We start from the raw sequence: 18,092 nt of genomic DNA, 5'->3' as shown, positions 1-18,092 counted from the left end.
AGGTTCTTCCACAGCGCGGCGAACGATGTTCACACCGGCCATTTCCTCTTCGGTGGCTTCGATGTCGTCCAGAGCGGGCAGGCAGCGGATGTAGGCAGTGCCGCCGCCAGGCACGATGCCTTCGGCAACAGCGGCGCGGGTGGCGTTCAGGGCGTCCTCAACGCGGTCCTTCTTTTCCTTCATTTCGGTTTCGGTAGCAGCACCGACCTTGATCACAGCCACGCCGCCGACCAGCTTGGCCAGACGTTCCTGCAGCTTTTCGCGATCGTAATCGGAAGTGGCTTCGGAGATCTGGGCGCGGATCTGAGCAACACGGGCCTTGATGTCGGCGGACTGACCGGCGCCGTCAACGATGGTGGTGTTGTCCTTGTCGATATGGACGCGCTTGGCGGTACCGAGGTTGGCAAGGGTGAAGTTTTCGAGCTTGACGCCCATTTCTTCGGAGGCAACGGTGCCGCCGGTGAGAATGGCGATATCCTGGAGCATGGCCTTGCGGCGATCGCCGAAGCCGGGAGCCTTGACGGCGGCCACCTGCAGGGTGCCGCGCAGCTTGTTCACCACGAGGGTGGCAAGGGCTTCGCCTTCCACGTCTTCAGCAATGATGAGCAGAGGACGGTTCATCTTGGCCACCTGTTCGAGGACAGGCAGCATTTCCTTCATGCCGGTGATCTTCTTTTCCTGCAGCAGGATGAAGGGGTTCTCAAGGTCGCACACCAGCTTTTCGGCGTCGGTCACGAAATAGGGGGACAGGTAGCCGCGGTCGAACTGCATGCCTTCCACGGTTTCCAGAGTGGTTTCGAGGCCCTTGGCTTCTTCAACGGTGATGACGCCTTCCTTGCCCACCTTGCTCATGGCTTCGGCAATGATGTTGCCGATGGTGGGATCGGAGTTGGCGGAAATGGTGCCGACCTGGGCGATTTCCTTCTGATCGCGGGTGGGCTTGGCGATGTTGCCGAGCTCAGCGGTGATGGCGGCCACGGCCTTGTCGATGCCGCGCTTGATGGGCATGGGGTTGCGGCCGGCGGCCACGAGCTTCACGCCTTCATGGTAAATGGCCTGAGCCAGAACGGTGGCGGTGGTGGTACCGTCGCCGGCGGCGTCGTTGGTCTTGGAGGCCACTTCGCGAACGAGCTGAGCGCCCATGTTCTCGAACTTGTCTTCCAGTTCAATTTCCTTGGCCACGGTCACGCCGTCCTTGGTGATGACGGGAGCGCCGTAGGCCTTTTCAATGAGAACGTTGCGGCCCTTGGGGCCGAGGGTGACCTTCACAGCATTGGCAAGCTTATCCACGCCCATGGCCAGACGTTCGCGGGCCTTGGCATCGAAAAGAATCTCTTTAGCAGACATGATATGTTCTCCGGAAAAATAGGAAGTTGTACGAAGTTAGTCGAGAATGGCGAGGATATCTTCTTCGCGCATGATGATGTGATCGGCGCCGTTGACCTTGATTTCAGTGCCGGCGTACTTGGCGAACAGCACGATGTCACCGGGCTTCACTTCCATGGCGACGCGTTCGCCCTTGTCGTTCAGCTTGCCGGGGCCGCAGGCAATGACTTCGCCCTTGGAAGGCTTTTCCTTGGCGGCATCGGGGATGAACAGACCACCAGCGGTCTTTTCTTCGGATTCAAGGCGTTTCACGAGCACACGGTCATTCAGGGGTTTCATTACCCATATCCTCCCAAAAATTTTTGTTGTCACTGATGGCGTTTCAGCGCTCCCGGCATGCGCCGGAAAAAGGACAGGATGAAAGCGCTGATCGCATTATCGCAGGAGAATTGCGCTCCCGGCGACGAACCATAAATAAGCCCGCTTTCGCAGTTGAAAAGGGGCAGAAACGATTTTTTTTCGACTTTTTCTTGGCCTTCAAATAAATATCCTTTAATTTCATTATATTACAAATAAAAATAAATTTGATTTTTCTTTGCGTCCGGCGCGTTTTTCTCGCGTTTTCCGAAAATTCCGCCGTATTTTCCGTCTTTTTCCGCTCTCGTTTTTCTCTGCTTTCTGCACCCGCAGCGGCAAAAAACGCGCACGAGCCGTCGTGCTTTTTTCCTGCGCCGGGCGCGTCGTGCCGAATGTTCCCTCCCCTTGGGCGCGCTTCTCCGCTTCCGCCGCAATCGGCAGATTCAGGCAAGAATTAGAGAGAATCGACTCTGGTTTCCGGCGCACGGCAAAACTATGCTGCTCCCGTGCGTCCGCGAGTTTTCGAGACTTCATCGCCCTTTTCAAGAGCATCTCATCGGCAGCCTTTCGGAGCCCGCCCACGCCAGACCATCAATTTCCGGAGGGGAATCCATGAACGAATGCAAAGAGCGCGACGCCTGCGCCGCCGTTTCCGAATCCAGAGCAAATCTTGCCCGCAACAATCCCGAACTCGCCGCCATGCGCGCCCGTCTCGAACGCGACGCCTTTTCCCGTCAGGGCGCGCTTTCCACGGTCAAGAAGCATCTCGTGACGCTCTCCGCCCTCACGGCGCTGCGGGCCGTCAGCAACGTCAGAGAAAAAACGGAAGCCGCGCTCGCGGACGGTGTTTCCCCGGTGCAGATCCGCGAAGCCGTGTATCAGTGCGCACCCTACGTCGGTTTTCCCGCCACGGAAGACGCCCTGCGGGAAGTCGATGCGGCGTTTTCCGCGCGCGGCATCGCCCTGCCGCTGGAACATCAGGCCACGGTCACGGAGGAAAACCGCTTTGAGAAGGGGCTCGACGTGCAGAAGGGCATTTTCGGCGACGTCATCGACGCCATGCACGCCTCCGCACCCGAAGGCCAGAAGGCCATCATGGTGGATCATCTTTCCGCCTTCTGCTTCGGCGACATCTACACGCGCCGCGGCCTCGATGTGAAAACCCGCGAACTGCTGACCTTCTCCATCATCAGCGCCCTCGGCGGATGCGAAGCACAGGTCAAAAGTCACGTGCAGGGCAACGCGAACGTGGGCAACGCCAAGCAGGAACTCATCGACGCTCTGGAAGTGTGCCTGCCTCTCATGGGCTTTCCCCGCACGCTGAACGCGCTCTCCTGCGTCAACGCGGTCATGCCCGACTGAGAGTCGCTCTGCCGGCGGAGGCCTTGACAGTTTTCTCCCTTGTTCTTTTAATGGATACAACGCAAGGAGCGTTGTACAGAAAAAGAACCTTGCTGGAGGAAAATTATGAAGACTGCCGCCGACATCATGACAAAGAACCCCGTTACCGTCACTCGCGACACCACCCTGCGCGACGCGGCCCGGCTTCTGCTCGACGGGCATTTCAACGGACTTCCCGTGGTGGAAGACGACCGGCTCATCGGCATACTCACGCAGTCCGACCTCATTTCTCTGGACAAGAAGCTCGAAACGCCGGGATATTTTCTGCTGCTCGGCGGCGCCATTCCCATGCAGATGCCGGGCAAGTTCTCCCGTGAGCTGCGCCGCATGGCCGCAAGCACGGTGGGCGAGGTCATGAGCTCCGATCCGCACGCCATCACGCCGGAAACCACGGTGGACGAAATCGCCACGCTCATGGTGGAACAGCGCTACTACACCCTGCCGGTTCAGGAAAACGGACGTCTCGTGGGCGTCGTCGGCATGGAGGATCTGCTCAAGCGACTCGCCGCCGAAGAATGATTCTCCGCTTCTTCGCCCTTTTTCTCCTTACTTTGGCAGCCATCCCCTCTGCGGGATGGCTGGTTCTCATCTGCGCCGATTTTCTCTCGCTGGACGACTGTCTTGCTCCGCAGTCCGGCTGGACGGCCTTTGCGCTCATCATCGCCCTCTCGCTGACCCTGCCGCCCGCGCTGCACGGCTGGCCGGATCACACGCGCCCCCTGCGCGAGGTCGTGCGCGAAACGGCCCGCGCCATGCTTTTTTCTCTGTCCCTGTTCGCCGTGATCTTCTTTATCGGCGCAAGGCCGCTCTTCCAGTGGTTCCGGGTGCCGGAGCTCATGCTGCCCATGGCGGCGGCATTTCTGGCTCCGCTCATCTCCTGCCCGCTGCTCTACATTTCCTACAAAATAGCCGTCGTTCTGCTTCCCCGCCCGGGTCCTTCCGAACCCAGACCCCGCGCCATGCAGGCGTTCGGCGCGCTCTCGCTGATACTTCTCCTTGTTCTGATCTTCCACGCCTTCGTTCTCCCCGGCGCTCTTCCCATCGTCCATGCCGGCAGGCAGAACCTGATCGCCGCGGCATGGCGATTCTTTGCCCTGCGACATGTGCTCGCAAGCTGCGGCAACGCGGGCTTTGCTCCGGCGTGGGGAGGCTGCTGCCTGATCCTTGTGCTGGACATGGCGCAGGCCCTGCCCGGAGCCGGACCGGCGGAACTTGCGGTCATGGCCCTGCTTCTTGCGCTCATGCTCGCAAGCTGCGCCTGCCTGCTCCTGCCTTCCAGCAGGAAGTGGCTATGCTGACGCCCTTCCGCAAAAAGCGTTCCTCCAGACAGAAAAACGCCAGGCGCATTCTCGAAGAACGAAACGTCTCTCTGCCCGACGCCGACCTTTCCTTTCTCTTTCAGCGCGACGGCTGCCGCACCCTGCGCATGACGGTTCGCGCCGACGGCTCGGTGCGCGTCAAGGCTCCGGCGTCGATCCCCTGGGAAAACGTGCTCGCCTTCGTGCGCTCCCGTCTGGACTGGGTGCGGGAGAAGCGCGCGTTTTTTGCCGACCATAGAGGCGTATCATCTCCCGCGCGGGAAGGCTCCGCGGCGCTCTACCTCGGCAGAGCGTTCACCCTGCGCCCGGTTCCCGCCCGACGAAACGCCCGCGCACATTTTCGAGGGAACACGCTGGAACTGCCCTGCCTGCGCCCCGGCCTCGACGACGAAGCCAGAGACCGCGCCGTGGAAAGGGCCTTCCGACGCTGGAGACTCGACGCGGCTTCTCTGATCCTGAACCGACGCCTGTCCCGCCTCGATCAGCACGCCCGCGAGAGGCTCGGCGACCGCGCCGCCGCGCATTCGCTCACCGTGCGCAGCCTCAAGCGCCGATGGGGAAGCTGCTCGGTTCGGGGCGACATCACCCTTGCCGCCCAGCTGGTGGAAATGCCCCTGCCCCTCATCGACTACGTGATCTGTCACGAGCTGTGCCACCTGCGGGCCATGAATCACGGCCCCGCCTTTCACGCGCTGCTCCGCACGCTGCTGCCCGACGCCGGAGAACGGGAAAAGCGCATCCGCATCTGGGGACTGGAGCATCCGCGAACGTAGCGCCGCAAAAAAACATCGGTCCGGCCCGGATCCGACGCCTCCCTGTTCTCTTCACTTCCTCCGGTCATGCCCGGCGAAACCGCACGATACGCATTCCGAAAAACGCCTCTTTCGCGCGTCCTGCGCAGGAGTCTTCCGCGCGACCTCCGCAGCCCCGGAAACATCGCGACGCCCTCAAACCGTCCATCAGGCAGGCAGATGCGACGAAGCATCCACGCCGGGCGGAAAAATCTTGCGCGCAATGCCCCGCAACGCCTCTCTCCCATATTAACAAGCTCCGCCTTTCCGTGTAGTCTGGGGGCAAAGCATTCTGTCACCTCTGCCATTTTCCGGAGACTCGCCATGGCTCTTGATCCTCAGGCGGGCAAGCTGCCCCGCCCCGACCAGCTCACCGACATTCCCGCTCTCATTTCCTCCTACTACACCTATGAACCTTCCGCCGACATTCCCGAGCAGGCCGTAAGCTTCGGCACCTCCGGGCATCGCGGCTCCTCCCTGCGCACCAGCTTCAACGAAGCCCACATTCTTGCTGTCACGCAGGCCGTGTGCGACGTGCGCAAGGCCGAAGGCGTCACCGGTCCGCTTTTCCTCGGCAAAGACCCTCATGCTCTTTCCGAACCCGCCTGGCGCACCGCTCTGGAAGTGCTCGCCGCCAACGGCGTGGTCACCATGGTCCAGACCGGCCACGGCTACACTCCCACTCCCGCCATCTCCCACGCCATCCTCAGCTGGAACCGGCAGTCCACCGCCACGGCGGACGGCATCGTCATCACGCCTTCCCACAATCCGCCTCAGGACGGCGGCTTCAAGTACAATCCCCCGCACGGCGGCCCGGCCGACACCACCCTCACCGCCCGCATTCAGGACCGCGCCAATCAGCTCCTTGAAGACGGCAACAGGGACGTCAAGCGCATCAGCCTCTACAAGGCGCTGCGTTCCGGCCTCGTGCAGGATCACGACTACGTTTCCTGCTATGTGAACGATCTTTGCAACGTCATCGACTTTCCCGCCATCGCCGCCTCCGGCCTCAAGCTGGGCGTGAATCCCCTGGGCGGCGCAAGCCTCGCCTACTGGGCCCCCATCGCCGAAAAGTACGGACTGAGCATCGAAAACACCAACAATCAGTACGATCCCACCTTCCGCTTCATGCCCCTCGACCACGACGGCAAGATCCGCATGGACTGCTCTTCCCCCTACGCCATGGCCGAACTTTTGAAGCTCAAGGATCGTTTCGACATCGCCTTTGCCTGCGATCCCGACTCCGACCGCCACGGCATCGTCACGCCCGAAGGCCTCATGAATCCGAACCACTACCTCTCCGTGGTGGTGGACTTCCTCATCCGCGACAGCAAGGACGGCTTCCGCAAGGCCTGGCGTCCCGACGCCGTCATCGGCAAGACCGTGGTCACGAGCTCCATGCTCAACCGCGTAGCCGAATCCCACGGCCGCAAGGTCATGGAAGTGCCCGTGGGCTTCAAGTGGTTCGTGCCCGGCCTGCATTCCGGCACCTGCTGCCTCGGCTGCGAAGAGAGCGCCGGAGCCTCCTTCCTGCGCGCCGACCGCCTGCCCTGGAGCACCGACAAGGACGGCCTCATTCTCTGCCTGCTGGCTGCGGAAATCACCGCCAAGACCGGAAAGAATCCCTCCGTGCTCTATCATGAACTCGAAGAAAAGTTCGGCGCGCCCGTGTATCGCCGCATCGACTCGCCCATGACGCCGGAAATGAAGGCCGCCTTCAAGACCATCTCTCCCGACGATGTGACCATGACCACTCTGGCCGGTTCGCCGGTCAAGGCCGTGCTCACCAAAGCTCCGGGCAACAACGCGCCCTTCGGCGGCCTGAAGGTGGTCACCGACGACGGCTGGTTCGCCGTGCGTCCTTCCGGCACCGAACCCATCTACAAGCTGTACATGGAAGACTTCAAGGGCGAAGAGCACTTCCAGAAGATGCAGGAAGAAGCGCAGAACTTCCTAAGCGGTCTGGCCAGGGCCTGATCGATTTTCCCTTCCCGACAAGCAGAAAGACGCGGCTCCGGTCGCGTCTTTTTTCATGCCCGGGCGCAGGGGCGGATTTGGCGATGGTCTGCCTCAGGTCCGCGCTGCGTCCACGTTCGCCGTCCGGGCAAAACGCTTCTGCGAACGCCGCGCCGAAGAGCTCCCCTCGAAAAAAACCGCCCTGCCCCCGCGCTGCGTCGCAACTTGCGGCAATCCCGCCGGCGCAGCGCCGAAAAATTTTTGCCGACCGCAAAAAAATCGACGCGCGTCCTTTTCCCAGGGCTCGACGCCTCATGAAAAGCGCACGCCAGAAACGCGTTTTTCCAGAGAAGCATTCGCTATGTCATCATATGTTTTATGAACATGTCATATCACACGGCATCAGCATGCCGGGCACTCTGTTATTGACACATACAGTAACGTTGCATCCGCCATGCGGAGAAAAAGTCTCTGCATCCGTTGTCCTCCTTTGTCCGGCCCGCTCTTCAACAGAAAGTTTTCAGAACGTAAAGAAGAAAAAATATCATGGCATCACAATTAATTTATTTTTTCACAACCTGATTTTTCCTTGTGTGCCAATATTTTTCCATGATATTGTAAGTCGCCTGTACCCCCCTTTGTTCCCAGGGGGTACGGCGCGCCGAACCGGTGGGCTCTGCCTGAACAATTCGGGCCCCGTGCCGCTCCAAAGCCGTTTCGGCCCATGCGCGTCGCCCTTCCGGGGCCGCAAGTCAGGAGAAAAGAAATGCCCGTCAGCAGAACAAGCATGCTCGCCAAACTGAGCGACGCCTACTCCGTCTATTTCGACGAAGAGCCCGTTGACTCAGGCACGCCTCTGCTTGCCGCCTGCTACGCCTTCCACTCCACCGACGAATGCTTCGTGCTGTCCCGCAAGGTCAGACTCTGGCGCGCGGAAATCAATGAATTCGTGTACGTGTTCTCCGTTCCCGAACTGAGTGCGGAACTTTACGAGTCATGCCGGGGGAAGGCTCTTGAGCTTGGCATGGCCAAAATACGTCCGCACATCGAACATCGATCGTCCTTCATCACGGCACTGTTCATCTGCGACAGCGTCACGGAACAGGCGGCCAGAGCCGTGCGCGGCACCCGCCATCACAAGGACTTTCTGTTCTCCCTGCACGGCTGGATGGATTTTCGCGCCGCCGCGCTGGATCTTTCCACGGGCGACGTCGCCGTCAACCGGGCAGGACGGGAACTTGCGCAGTTCCTACACGGAAATCTGGGAAAGTGCTAACTCAATTGAGGAGGATTTAAATTGAGTTCCGTTGTCATTCTCATCGGCGGATTCGCCTGCCTCATCGCAGGCTACGTCTTCTACGGCTCCTGGCTGTCCAAACAGTGGGGCGTGGATGAAAACAGACCTACTCCCGCCATCACCATGCAGGACGGCGTGGACTACGTTCCCGCCAAGACTCCCGTGCTCTTCGGTCATCATTTTTCGTCCATCGCCGGCGCAGGCCCCATCAACGGCCCCATTCAGGCCGCCTTCTTCGGCTGGCTGCCCTGCCTGCTGTGGATCATCATAGGCGGCATTTTCTTCGGCGCCGTGCATGACTACGGCGCGCTCTTCGCCTCCATCCGCCACAAGGGCGAATCCATAGGCGAAGTCATTTCGCAGAACATCGGCGTGCGCGCCAAGCGTCTGTTCATCGTGTTCGCCTACCTTGCGCTGCTGCTCGTCATCGCCGCCTTTGCCTCCATCGTGGCCAGCACCTTCAACGGCTTCGCTCCCGACGGCTCCCACATCGAGGCCAACGGCTCCACCGCCACCATCTCCCTGCTGTTCATCCTCATGGCCGTGGTGTTCGGCTTCTGCGTGTATCGCAAGAACATGTCCCTGTCCTTCTGCACCGTCGTCGGCATCATCGTGCTCATCGCCTGCATCGTCATCGGACTCAAGTGCCCCATCTACCTTCACGGCGACACCTGGATGTACATCATCGGCGTGTACATTCTCGTGGCCTCCGTCACCCCCGTGTGGATTCTGCTTCAGCCCCGCGACTACCTGAGCTCGTTTTTGCTCTACGCCATGATGATTGCGGCCGTAATCGGCGTGTTCGCCGCCAATCCCACCCTCGATCTGCCCGCCTTCGTCGGCTTTGAGGTGAACGGTCAGTACCTCTTCCCGGTGCTCTTCGTCACCATCGCCTGCGGCGCCATTTCCGGCTTCCACTCCCTGATCTCCTCGGGCACGACCTCCAAGCAGCTCAACAGCGAAAAGAACGCCAAGATCATCGGCTACGGCGCCATGCTCGTGGAATGCGCGCTCGCCATCGTGTCCCTCATCACCATCGGCTACATCTACTCCAAGGCCGGCGCGGACGCCTTCAAAATGCCTCCCACCGCCGTGTTCGCCCGCGGCATTTCCGAAATGCTCGCCGTGGTCGGCTTCTCCAGCCCCGAAGCGCAGAAGACCGCCTACGGTCTGCTCATCCTTTCGGTGTCCGCCTTCTGCCTGACCTCCCTCGACACCGGCACCAGACTTGCCCGCTACATGTTCACCGAATTCTGGCTGAACCCCGGCGAAACGCCTGAAACCGTCACCGGCATCCGCAAGCTTCTGTGCAACAAGTACCTCTCCACCGGCTTCACCGTCATCGTGGGCATCGCCTTCGGCATGGGCGGATGGTCCAAGGTGTGGCCGCTCTTCGGCGCGTCCAACCAGCTGCTCGCCGGTCTGGCCCTGCTGGCCGTGGCCGCGTGGCTCAAGAACGCCGCCCGCAATCACAAGATGTTCATCTTCCCCATGGTGTTCATGATTCTTGTGACCCTGACCTCCCTCGCCCTTACCTTCAAGGACAAGATCCTCGTCATCGCGTCCGGTCAGGGCGATCTCTTCGCCGCCTACCTGCAGGCCGGTCTTGCGGCCATTCTGTTCATTCTTGCCATCTTCCTCGTGCGCGAGGCTCTGCCCGTGCTCACCGGCAAGAAGCACGCCGCCTGACAGCGGCAACGCTTCCGTCTCATGAAAAAGGCGCGCCCTTCGGGGTGCGCCTTTTCTTTTTCTCCGCTTCCCGCTACATTTCCCGCATGAACATGCCTGTCGAATCCTCCTTTCCCGCCCTTCTTGACGCCCTCCGCAACCACAACCGCGCCCTGCTCGTCGCGCCTCCCGGCTCGGGCAAGACCACGCGCGTGCCCCTCATGCTCATGGAGCAGATGCAGGGCTCCATCCTCATGCTGGAGCCCCGTCGTCTGGCCGCGCGTTCCGCCGCACGCTACATGGCCGCCTCACTCGGCGAATCTGCGGGGCAACGCATCGGCTACCGCGTCCGTCTGGAAAGCCGCGTAAGCCGCGAAACGCGCGTGGAAATCATCACCGAAGGCATACTGACCCGCCGTCTCGTGTCCGATCCCGAGCTATCCGGCGTCTCCTGCGTCATTTTCGACGAATTCCATGAACGCTCCCTGCAGGCGGACACGGCCCTCGCCCTCTGCCTCGAAGCGCAGGAAGCGCTGCGCCCCGATCTCAAAATTCTCGTCATGTCGGCCACGCTGGACGCGGAAGAGCTCTCGTCGCTGCTTGCCCCCTGCCCCGTGATCCGCGCCGAAGGCAGAATGTGGCCCGTGGACATCCGCTATTCCCCCTGCCCTGCGGGCTCCGGTTCCTTCGGCACGTTTTCCGGCCGCGAGGCACTGCTTGCCCACACGGCCTCCACGGTGAAACGGATGCTCGCAGAAGAGCAAGGCTCCATGCTCGTGTTTCTGCCCGGTCAGGGAGAGATTCGCCGCGTGGCGGACATGCTCGCCAATCTTCCCGACAACGTTTCCCTGCATCCGCTCTACGGCGATCTTTCCGCCGCCGAACAGGACGCCGCCATAGCACCCGCCGCGCCCGGCAAGCGCAAGGTGGTGCTTGCCACCTCCATTGCGGAAACCAGCCTCACCATCGAGGGCGTGCGCGTGGTGGTGGACTGCGGTCTCTCCCGCACGGCGCGCTTTTCTCCGGCCACGGGCATGAGCGCGCTCGTCACCGTTCGCGTGACGCAGGACGCCGCCGATCAGCGCGCAGGCCGCGCAGGCCGCGTGGAACCCGGCATCTGCGTGCGCCTCTGGCATGAAGGCGACGTGCTTCTGCCCTCGCGCCGCCCGGAAATTCTGGACGCCGATCTTGCGCCCTTTCTGCTCGACGTGCTGGCCTGGGGCTCGCTGCCGCAGGAACTTCCGCTTCTTACCCCCGCGCCGGAAGCCTCGCTCGCGCAGGCCAGGCAGACGCTGGAACTTCTGGGAGCCGTCCATGAAAACAACGGACGATCTGCGCTCACTCCGCACGGCGAGGCGCTCGCGCGCATGCCCATGCATCCGCGCCTTGCGCACATGGCCCTGCTTGCGGGAGAGCATCTGCCTCTTGCCGCCGCCATTTCCGCGCTTGTGGAAGAGCGCACCTCCGGTTCCGGCTGCGACGTGCGCCCCCGTCTTGCAGAACTTCGCCGCTCCACTCGCCTGCGCCGCGCCGCCGAGCAGATTTATTCGCTCTCCGGCGGAAAGGGCGCGTTTCCCATAAACGACGTGTTCCGCGACGAAGAGAGCGCGGGAGCCATGCTTTCTCTGGCCTGGCCGGAGCGCATGGCCCAGCGCCGGGAACGCGGCAAGTTCCGACTGGCCTCCGGCCGCGGCGCGGAACTTCCCCCGGAAGACGCCCTTGCCGACGCGCCTTTTCTGGCCGTGGCCGCCATGGACGGCGGCGCGCAGGGCACGGGACGCATTCATCTGGCGGCTCCTCTGGACAAGAGCACGCTGGAAGAGCTGCACGGCGATCTTCTCCGGGAAGAGGACGTCGTGCGCTGGGACGACCGAACCGAGACCGTGCTTGCGCGGCGCAGAACGCTGCTGGGCAGCCTTGTGCTGAGCGACGAACCCTTGCGGGGCCGCGATCTGCCCGCGGACAAGGTGCTCTCCGCCGTGACGCTGGCCGTAGCGGATCTCGGTTCGGCATGCCTTCCGTGGACGAAGGAACTTCGCGAATGGCAGGCCCGCGTGCTTCTCATGCGCCGCATGGATGGAGAAGCATGGCCCGACGTGAGCGACGAGGCGCTCATGGCCGCGCTCAAGTCGTCGCCGCTCGACAACTGGCTGAGTCCGTGGCTTTCCGGCGTCACGAGGCGCGCGCAGTTTTCCTCCATTGATCTGGCCGGGGCACTGCATGCGCTTCTGCCCTTTGCCGAGTCGAGGCGTCTCGACCGCGAAGCGCCGGAACACCTTCGCGTGCCGTCCGGCTCTCTTGTGCGCATCGACTATCTTCCCGAAGGCGGTCCCGTGCTGGCCGTGAAGCTGCAGGAAATGTTCGGGCAGCAGGACACGCCCGCCGTGTGCGGCGGCCGATGCCCCCTCACCGTGCATCTGCTTTCTCCCGCGGGACGCCCGCTTCAGGTCACGCGCGATCTGGCCGGATTCTGGCGAGGAGCCTACGCCGCCGTGCGCGCGGAAATGCGGGGCCGCTACCCCAAACATCCCTGGCCGGAAGATCCGCTTGCCGCGATTCCCACCAAAAAGACCAAAAAGGCTCTGGAGAGAGGATAGCGCATGGAATTTCGCACGGGAGACATCGTCATCAATCCATCCATGCCGCAGTGGGGGCCGGGAGAAGTGCTGGCCGTCATCGAGGGCAAGGTCATGGTGCAGTTCAAAAGGCACGGCGTGCGTAAGATGGCGGCGTCGTTTCTGGCGCTGGCCGACACCGGCGAGTGCCCGGAACCGACGGCTGCGGCCAGGACTCCGGCAACAGCGCCCTCGATAAAAAAGCCCTCCGCAGCCCGCGCCGCCGCGCCGAAAACGTCACAGGCAAGGCGCGGCACATCAGCACCGCGCGGTGCAGACCGCGCTCCAGAAGCCTCGAAGGAGGCGGATCTCGTTTCTCAGGCGCTTGCCATGCTGAACGGAGAAAGCGCCCCGAAAAACGCCTCGCTCGACAAGGCGGAACGCGCGGCCGAACTTGCCGCCGACGCCAAAAGGAAGGCCGAAGAAGACGCGCTGCGCCGAAGGAACGAAGCGATTCTGCGTTTCTGGCGCGACACGGAAGTGTTCATCATTCCCGAAGTGCCGCGTTCCTCGCGCCCGCCCGTGACCGGCGCAAGGCGCTGGGAAACGGTGTCTGCGGCGCTTTCTGCGCCGAACGCCTCAGGCTGTGGCCAGGCCCCCGCCGAGCCCGGAACGGACGACGGCTCTCTGCCCTGGTTTCATCCGCTGCCGTCGGGCTTTGCTGCGGCTTGGCACATCGTCTATCTCGGCGTGCTCGCCCGCCAGCACATTTCCGACATCATTCTGGAAAAGACTGGGAACAGTCCCGAACACCCGGAAGAGCCCGGCCTCGGCGAAGGATGCCTGGCCGCCGTGGTGCTGGACATGACGGGAGAACCCGTGCCGGAAAGCTACGTGCCGGCCTCGTTCGTGCCCGGCCTTGCGCGCTGTCTGGCGGGCAAAAGTCTCGATCAGCTTCCCGCCGACATGCTGAACATGCAGTCCGATTTCGACCGGCGCCGAAGCTCCCGCGCCGAGCCCTTCCGCTGGCCGTGGATTCAGGAGGAAATCGAGCGTCTTTTCCGCATGACGGACATGGAAGGCGAAGAGGCGCGCATCGTGGTGCGCTCCGTGTATTTCCGGCCGGATCCCAAGGGGCGGCGCATCGACGACGTGCAGAACGATCTGCTCAACTCCTTTTATCTTTCCGATCTCGATCATCTGCTGGCGCTCGCGAGGCGCGGATTCACGGGCGTGTTCGCCCGCTATCTGGAAGGCGAAAAGAACGCCCGCAAACGCTGCGACGTGCTGGCATCCGGCGAAGAAAGCCGTCTTGCGCGCGAAAAGGCGCTCTCCCTTGAACGACTGCCCGACGGGCGCTGGCCCTTTCCGCCTTCCCAGCATCTGCTTCCCGCGCAGCTCGGGGTGGTCACGGAAATTCTGCACGGCGAGCTGACGGCGGTGAACGGGCCTCCGGGCACGGGCAAGACCAGACTGCTCTGCGACGTGGCCGCCGAACTCGTGGTCCGACGCGCCCGCAGACTTGCCGCGCTCAAGAACCCCTTCGAGGCCTTTGCCGTGTCTTCGGGAGATTTTTATCCGCTGCGGCGCGACATCATGCGCGGCACCTGCATGGTGGTCACGAGCAGCAACAACGCCGCCGTGGAAAACATCACGCGCTTTCTGCCCTCGGAAGACGCCGTGTGCCGTCGCGCCTTTCCCGACGCGGGCTATTTTCCCGAAGTGGCCGGCGCGGTGAACGCCGCCTTCACCCCCGCCGACAGCGAAGAGCCGCCGCGCCCCGCCTGGGGCCTGCTTTCCGCGGTGCTCGGTTCCGCCTGGAACTGCGAACAGTTCGCCCGCGCGTTCTTCTGGGGATTCCGCGATCAGGAACGTCAGATTTCCCTGCCCGGCATGAAGCAGGTGCTGGACGCCTTCCGCTCCTACGACGCGAGGCAGGACGCCCTGTGCCGCTGGCGTCAGGCTAGGGAAGATTTTCTGGCCACGGCCGCCGAGCTCAAAAGGCGCAGACAAGAGCTGGCGCAGCAGGTCAAACAGGAGTCGGAACCGGAATCTGCGCCCAGGTCTGAGGAACATTCTCTTCTCGGGCAGTTCATGGCGCTCATGGAAAAAAGCCGCGTACTCCGGGCCGAGGCCGGAGAAGACAACAGGGCCGCGCTGGAGCTGGCCGATCGGCTGGAGGCTCTGGAAGAACTGGCCCGCAGGGCACAGAACGAAATGAGCAGGGATCGAAGCGGCGGCGAAGCGCTGCGCGCGCCCTGCCGGGAATTCTGGCGTCAGCCCGACTGGCAGCTCAAAAGCGTATGGAACGACGAAGAGCTCGAACGCCTGCGTTCTCTGCTCTTTCTTCAGGCGCTGCGCCTGCATGAATGGACCATCAAGTCCTGCGCGCGGGAGTGTTCCGCCAACATCGGCATCGTCACACGCTATCTGCGGGGTGCTCCCGTGGAGGAAGCCGAAAGCGCGGACATCTGGAACGCGCTGTTCTTCATGGTGCCCGTGGTGTCGTCCACGCTGGCGTCGTTCGGCCGCGTGTTCTCCGGCATGGGGCAGGGCTCGCTCGACTGGGTGCTGCTCGACGAAGCCGGTCAGGCCACGCCGCAGAGCGCGGCAGGCGCGCTCTGGCGCGCGTCCCGGGCCGCCGTCATCGGCGATCCGCAGCAGATAGAACCCGTGGTTCCGCAGCCGGAAGGACTGCTCAACACGCTGCGCGCCAGGCAGGAGAGGGGCGGACTGCATCTTGAGCACTGGTCGCCGGAAAGTCAGTCCGCCCAGACGCTGGCCGACCGCAGTTCCGTGCTCGGCGCATGGATGGAAACCGCGGGCCGCCGCGTGTGGACGGGCTTTCCTCTGCGCGCCCATTACCGCTGCGCCGAGCCCATGTTCGGCGTTTCCAACCGCATCGCCTACGACGGGCAGATGGTGCAGGCGCAGACCTCGTTTCCCAACATCCGGTCGCTGCTCGGCCCGAGCTGCTGGTTTCACGTGAACGGCCACATGGCCGACGCCCAGCTCGTGCAGGAAGAGCTCGCCTGTCTGAAAAACTGCCTGCTGAGACTGCAGGCGAAGTGGCCGGAACTTGAAGGGGCAAACGGCCCGCGGGAAGCCTCGGTGTTCGTCATTTCGCCCTTCCGCAAGGTGGCGCGGCACTGCCGGTTGCTGCTGCGGGCCATGCGCTTTCCTGAAAACCGCGTGCGTTGCGGCACCATTCACACCTTTCAGGGCAAGGAAGCGGACATCGTGTTTCTCGTGCTCGGCTCCTCGCCGGGGCAGGCCGGATGGGGCAGCAGGCAGTGGGCCTCGCGCACGCCCAACATGCTCAACGTGGCCCTCACGCGGGCGCGCTCACTCATCTATGTGGTGGGTAATCGGCGCGACTGGAAACGGCATCCGTTTTTCGACGTGCTGGCAGAAGAGCTTCCCGTGCAGGAATATGCAGAAAGCAGCCTTCTTTCAGCCGCATTCCGGGAAGACCATCGCCCCGTCGGGCACGCCGACGAATATTGATGGGGAAAACGCGCCGCCCGCAAAAGCTCCGGCGCTCAAAGGAAGGTCCGGCAACTTCGTCTTCGGCCGCAAGGGCCCGGCTGAGCCTCAGAACATCCGCGCCGGACGCTCTCAACGCCGGACGCTTCTGCGGCGGACGGGCTGAGGCTCGTCGCCTGCCCAGCCCTTCCGGCGAAAGCTCAGCTCTGCTTCTTCGCCTCTTTCGGCGGAGCGGACACATCCGCCTCGTCCGCGATCAGGATACCGGCCGCCCGTGCGCAGGGAAACACCTCCACGCGCTTTCCGGCCAGACGCGCCTTGACCATGGCGTCGCGCGTGCCGCGGGACACGCCGTCCCAGAAGGCCACCAGCGCGTCGGCCCGGGCAACGATATCCGCATTGCGCAAAGGTCCGGCCTTCTTGCCGTGCGCCTTCCAGTCCGCCGGAACAACGAGCAGCGGCAAACCATGCGATTCGGCAAAACGCGCCGCAAGGGCGTCCGCGCCCTTCGCCCCGCCGGAAATGACGGCGTCGATATCTTCCACGGAAAAACGACGGAGCAGACAATGCTCCATCCACGCATAATCGGAAAAGTTCCGGGAACCCACAACCGCCAGTTTCATGTTCGCTCCGGCTCCTGAGCCCGAAGGCCCGCATACCTGCAAAGCATACGAAAAGCCCGCATCGGCCGCAAGCGCTTGATTTCAGCGCCCGCCGGGACAATAATGGACAGGCCCTCTCCGAGGGTCAACCTGAACCACGAGACTCGTCATGCCTGAAACCATTGTTCTTGACCCTGAACTTGCCGCCAGGGCCGACGCTCTTTTCCGCGAACTCGGCCTGGATCTGTCCACCGCCATCCAGCTTTTCCTGAAGCAGTCCCTGCGGGAGCACGGCCTTCCCTTCACGCCCCGCCTGACCCCGCCCGCGCCCCGTCCGGCCGAAGACACCTCTCCCGCGCCCGAAGGCGGACGCACCGTCTTCTGGCAGGAATCGCCCGAAGCCTGCCCTAGCGAAGATCAGGAACCGGCCGAAGAGCCCGTCCGCGCGGCGGAAGATGATACGGACACGGCGGAAGCCCCCCTTACGCGCGAATCCGCTCCTTTGGCCGATCGCGAAGAAGAGGGTGCGGACGATGCCGGGGAAGAGAACGCCTCCGTCAGGCAGGAAGGCGGCGAGCCCGAACAGGTTCCCGAAACTTCCGACGGCCGCGTGGCCGGGCAGGACGGCGGAGAACTTCGTCAGGCCTTTCTCAACGCGCATCTCATCGGCGCTCCGCTGCGCCGCGTGCGCTCCTTGAACCGCCTCTATTCCATCGGCGAGCCCAACGATCATGTGCAGGGCTGGCGGGAAGTCTATGTGTCCGGAGACGAGCCCTTTGCCCTCGATTTCGGCATGGTGCGCGTGGAGCTCGGCTTTCACGGCGGCGGAAGCCTGCGCATGATGGACGGAAGGCTTCCCGACGAGGTGCTCGAAGCGGACGCCGTGTATCCCCGCGATCTCAGCGCGGTGTTTTCTTCCATCATCGGTCAGAGGCTCGCGGACGTTTCCTCCTCCCGCATCTGGAACGAGGGCCGCGAACGGGAACAGCTCTGTCTGCGCTTTGCCAACGGCTGCACGCTGAATTTCGCGCCCGGAGGCGAATGGGGCGCACTCTGGCTCACCGACGCTCACGGAGCGGTCATGTTCGCTCCCGAAGCGGTCTGGCTGCGCGTTCTGGACGACAGAACCAGAAACGGTCTGCGCTAGTGCCCCGCGCTCTCTTCCCGGGCCGAGCCGAAACGCGTGAAGCGCGGGCGAGCTTTCGCACGCCAGCGTTTTTCCGCTGAAAACCACGTCGTTCCGTTCCATTGACCGGAGCGGTTTAAGCGAGTATTTATGGGAGACTCTATACCCGCAAAGGATTCGCTATGGAAAAACATCTTGCAGAAATGGA

At 62.8% G+C, this 18,092-nt stretch carries 15 protein-coding genes; 10 read left to right on the top strand and 5 right to left on the bottom strand.

Annotated features, from left to right (window positions below):
• The 3 genes from groL to ACZM96_RS05670 all read right to left on the bottom strand — a co-directional run.
• Positions 1–1,347: chaperonin GroEL (gene groL / locus ACZM96_RS05680; protein ID WP_489487866.1), on the bottom strand; the 1,347-nt coding region annotated here is incomplete at its 3' end.
• A 36-nt stretch (positions 1,348–1,383) separates the two neighbouring features.
• Positions 1,384–1,665, bottom strand: coding sequence for a co-chaperone GroES (gene groES / locus ACZM96_RS05675; RefSeq protein ID WP_294484603.1), 282 nt, complete (start codon positions 1,663–1,665; stop codon positions 1,384–1,386).
• Positions 1,666–1,887: 222 nt separating this feature from the next.
• Positions 1,888–2,235 (bottom strand): hypothetical protein, encoded by a 348-nt coding sequence (locus ACZM96_RS05670; protein ID WP_489487865.1) that lies wholly within the window; start codon positions 2,233–2,235, stop codon positions 1,888–1,890.
• A gap of 60 nt (positions 2,236–2,295) precedes the next feature.
• Between ACZM96_RS05670 and ACZM96_RS05665 the strand changes: the two genes are divergently transcribed.
• The 9 genes from ACZM96_RS05665 (at position 2,296) to ACZM96_RS05625 (ending at position 16,177) form a co-directional block, all read left to right on the top strand.
• The gene (locus tag ACZM96_RS05665) at positions 2,296–3,045 is read left to right on the top strand and encodes a carboxymuconolactone decarboxylase family protein (RefSeq protein ID WP_489487864.1); all 750 of its coding nucleotides are present in this window, start codon (positions 2,296–2,298) and stop codon (positions 3,043–3,045) included.
• A 105-nt stretch (positions 3,046–3,150) separates the two neighbouring features.
• The gene (locus ACZM96_RS05660) at positions 3,151–3,603 is read left to right on the top strand and encodes a CBS domain-containing protein (protein WP_489487863.1); all 453 of its coding nucleotides are present in this window, start codon (positions 3,151–3,153) and stop codon (positions 3,601–3,603) included.
• Between the two features lie 32 nt (positions 3,604–3,635).
• Complete coding sequence (locus tag ACZM96_RS05655; RefSeq protein ID WP_489487862.1) at positions 3,636–4,382, top strand: hypothetical protein; 747 nt, start codon at positions 3,636–3,638, stop codon at positions 4,380–4,382.
• Positions 4,376–5,176 (top strand): M48 family metallopeptidase, encoded by an 801-nt coding sequence (locus ACZM96_RS05650; protein ID WP_489487861.1) that lies wholly within the window; start codon positions 4,376–4,378, stop codon positions 5,174–5,176. The genes ACZM96_RS05655 and ACZM96_RS05650 overlap by 7 nt, the downstream gene beginning before the upstream one ends.
• 342 nt (positions 5,177–5,518) lie before the next feature.
• The gene (gene pgm / locus ACZM96_RS05645; protein ID WP_489487860.1) at positions 5,519–7,171 is read left to right on the top strand and encodes a phosphoglucomutase (alpha-D-glucose-1,6-bisphosphate-dependent); all 1,653 of its coding nucleotides are present in this window, start codon (positions 5,519–5,521) and stop codon (positions 7,169–7,171) included.
• A 745-nt stretch (positions 7,172–7,916) separates the two neighbouring features.
• The gene (locus ACZM96_RS05640; RefSeq protein WP_489487859.1) at positions 7,917–8,426 is read left to right on the top strand and encodes a DUF8052 family protein; all 510 of its coding nucleotides are present in this window, start codon (positions 7,917–7,919) and stop codon (positions 8,424–8,426) included.
• Between the two features lie 21 nt (positions 8,427–8,447).
• On the top strand, positions 8,448–10,136 hold the full coding sequence (locus tag ACZM96_RS05635; protein WP_489487858.1) for a carbon starvation CstA family protein: 1,689 nt from the start codon (positions 8,448–8,450) through the stop codon (positions 10,134–10,136).
• A gap of 92 nt (positions 10,137–10,228) precedes the next feature.
• Complete coding sequence (gene hrpB / locus ACZM96_RS05630) at positions 10,229–12,712, top strand: ATP-dependent helicase HrpB (protein ID WP_489487857.1); 2,484 nt, start codon at positions 10,229–10,231, stop codon at positions 12,710–12,712.
• A gap of 3 nt (positions 12,713–12,715) precedes the next feature.
• Positions 12,716–16,177, top strand: a complete 3,462-nt coding sequence (locus ACZM96_RS05625) for a DEAD/DEAH box helicase (protein WP_489487856.1) — start codon at positions 12,716–12,718, stop codon at positions 16,175–16,177.
• Between the two features lie 179 nt (positions 16,178–16,356).
• Here the strand turns inward: ACZM96_RS05625 and ACZM96_RS05620 are convergent, their stop codons facing one another.
• A complete protein-coding gene (locus ACZM96_RS05620) occupies positions 16,357–16,779 on the bottom strand; it encodes a DUF2493 domain-containing protein (protein WP_489487855.1) in 423 nt (140 codons plus the stop codon).
• 148 nt (positions 16,780–16,927) lie between these two features.
• Here ACZM96_RS05620 and ACZM96_RS05615 point away from each other — a divergent pair, with 148 nt between their 5' ends.
• Entirely contained in the window at positions 16,928–17,905 is a 978-nt protein-coding gene (locus ACZM96_RS05615) for a type II toxin-antitoxin system RelB/DinJ family antitoxin (protein WP_489487854.1), read from the top strand.
• Here ACZM96_RS05615 and ACZM96_RS05610 read toward each other — a convergent pair.
• On the bottom strand, positions 17,902–18,092 hold a 191-nt coding region (locus ACZM96_RS05610; RefSeq protein WP_489487853.1), incomplete at its 5' end, for a hypothetical protein. The genes ACZM96_RS05615 and ACZM96_RS05610 overlap by 4 nt on opposite strands.

Source organism: Mailhella sp., assembly GCF_057866825.1.
Note: the sequence above shows the minus strand (reverse complement) of the source record. Positions and strands in the feature narration are given on the sequence as shown.

Excerpts from the sequence above, each read along its gene's own strand:
- groES (WP_294484603.1), bottom strand. The coding sequence starts at position 1,665 with ATGAAACCCCTGAATGACCGTGTGCTCGTGAAACGCCTTGAATCCGAA.
- ACZM96_RS05670 (WP_489487865.1), bottom strand. The coding sequence starts at position 2,235 with ATGCTCTTGAAAAGGGCGATGAAGTCTCGAAAACTCGCGGACGCACGG.
- ACZM96_RS05665 (WP_489487864.1), top strand. The coding sequence starts at position 2,296 with ATGAACGAATGCAAAGAGCGCGACGCCTGCGCCGCCGTTTCCGAATCC.
- ACZM96_RS05660 (WP_489487863.1), top strand. The coding sequence starts at position 3,151 with ATGAAGACTGCCGCCGACATCATGACAAAGAACCCCGTTACCGTCACT.
- ACZM96_RS05650 (WP_489487861.1), top strand. The coding sequence starts at position 4,376 with ATGCTGACGCCCTTCCGCAAAAAGCGTTCCTCCAGACAGAAAAACGCC.
- pgm (WP_489487860.1), top strand. The coding sequence starts at position 5,519 with ATGGCTCTTGATCCTCAGGCGGGCAAGCTGCCCCGCCCCGACCAGCTC.
- ACZM96_RS05640 (WP_489487859.1), top strand. The coding sequence starts at position 7,917 with ATGCCCGTCAGCAGAACAAGCATGCTCGCCAAACTGAGCGACGCCTAC.
- hrpB (WP_489487857.1), top strand. The coding sequence starts at position 10,229 with ATGCCTGTCGAATCCTCCTTTCCCGCCCTTCTTGACGCCCTCCGCAAC.
- ACZM96_RS05625 (WP_489487856.1), top strand. The coding sequence starts at position 12,716 with ATGGAATTTCGCACGGGAGACATCGTCATCAATCCATCCATGCCGCAG.
- ACZM96_RS05620 (WP_489487855.1), bottom strand. The coding sequence starts at position 16,779 with ATGAAACTGGCGGTTGTGGGTTCCCGGAACTTTTCCGATTATGCGTGG.
- ACZM96_RS05615 (WP_489487854.1), top strand. The coding sequence starts at position 16,928 with ATGCCTGAAACCATTGTTCTTGACCCTGAACTTGCCGCCAGGGCCGAC.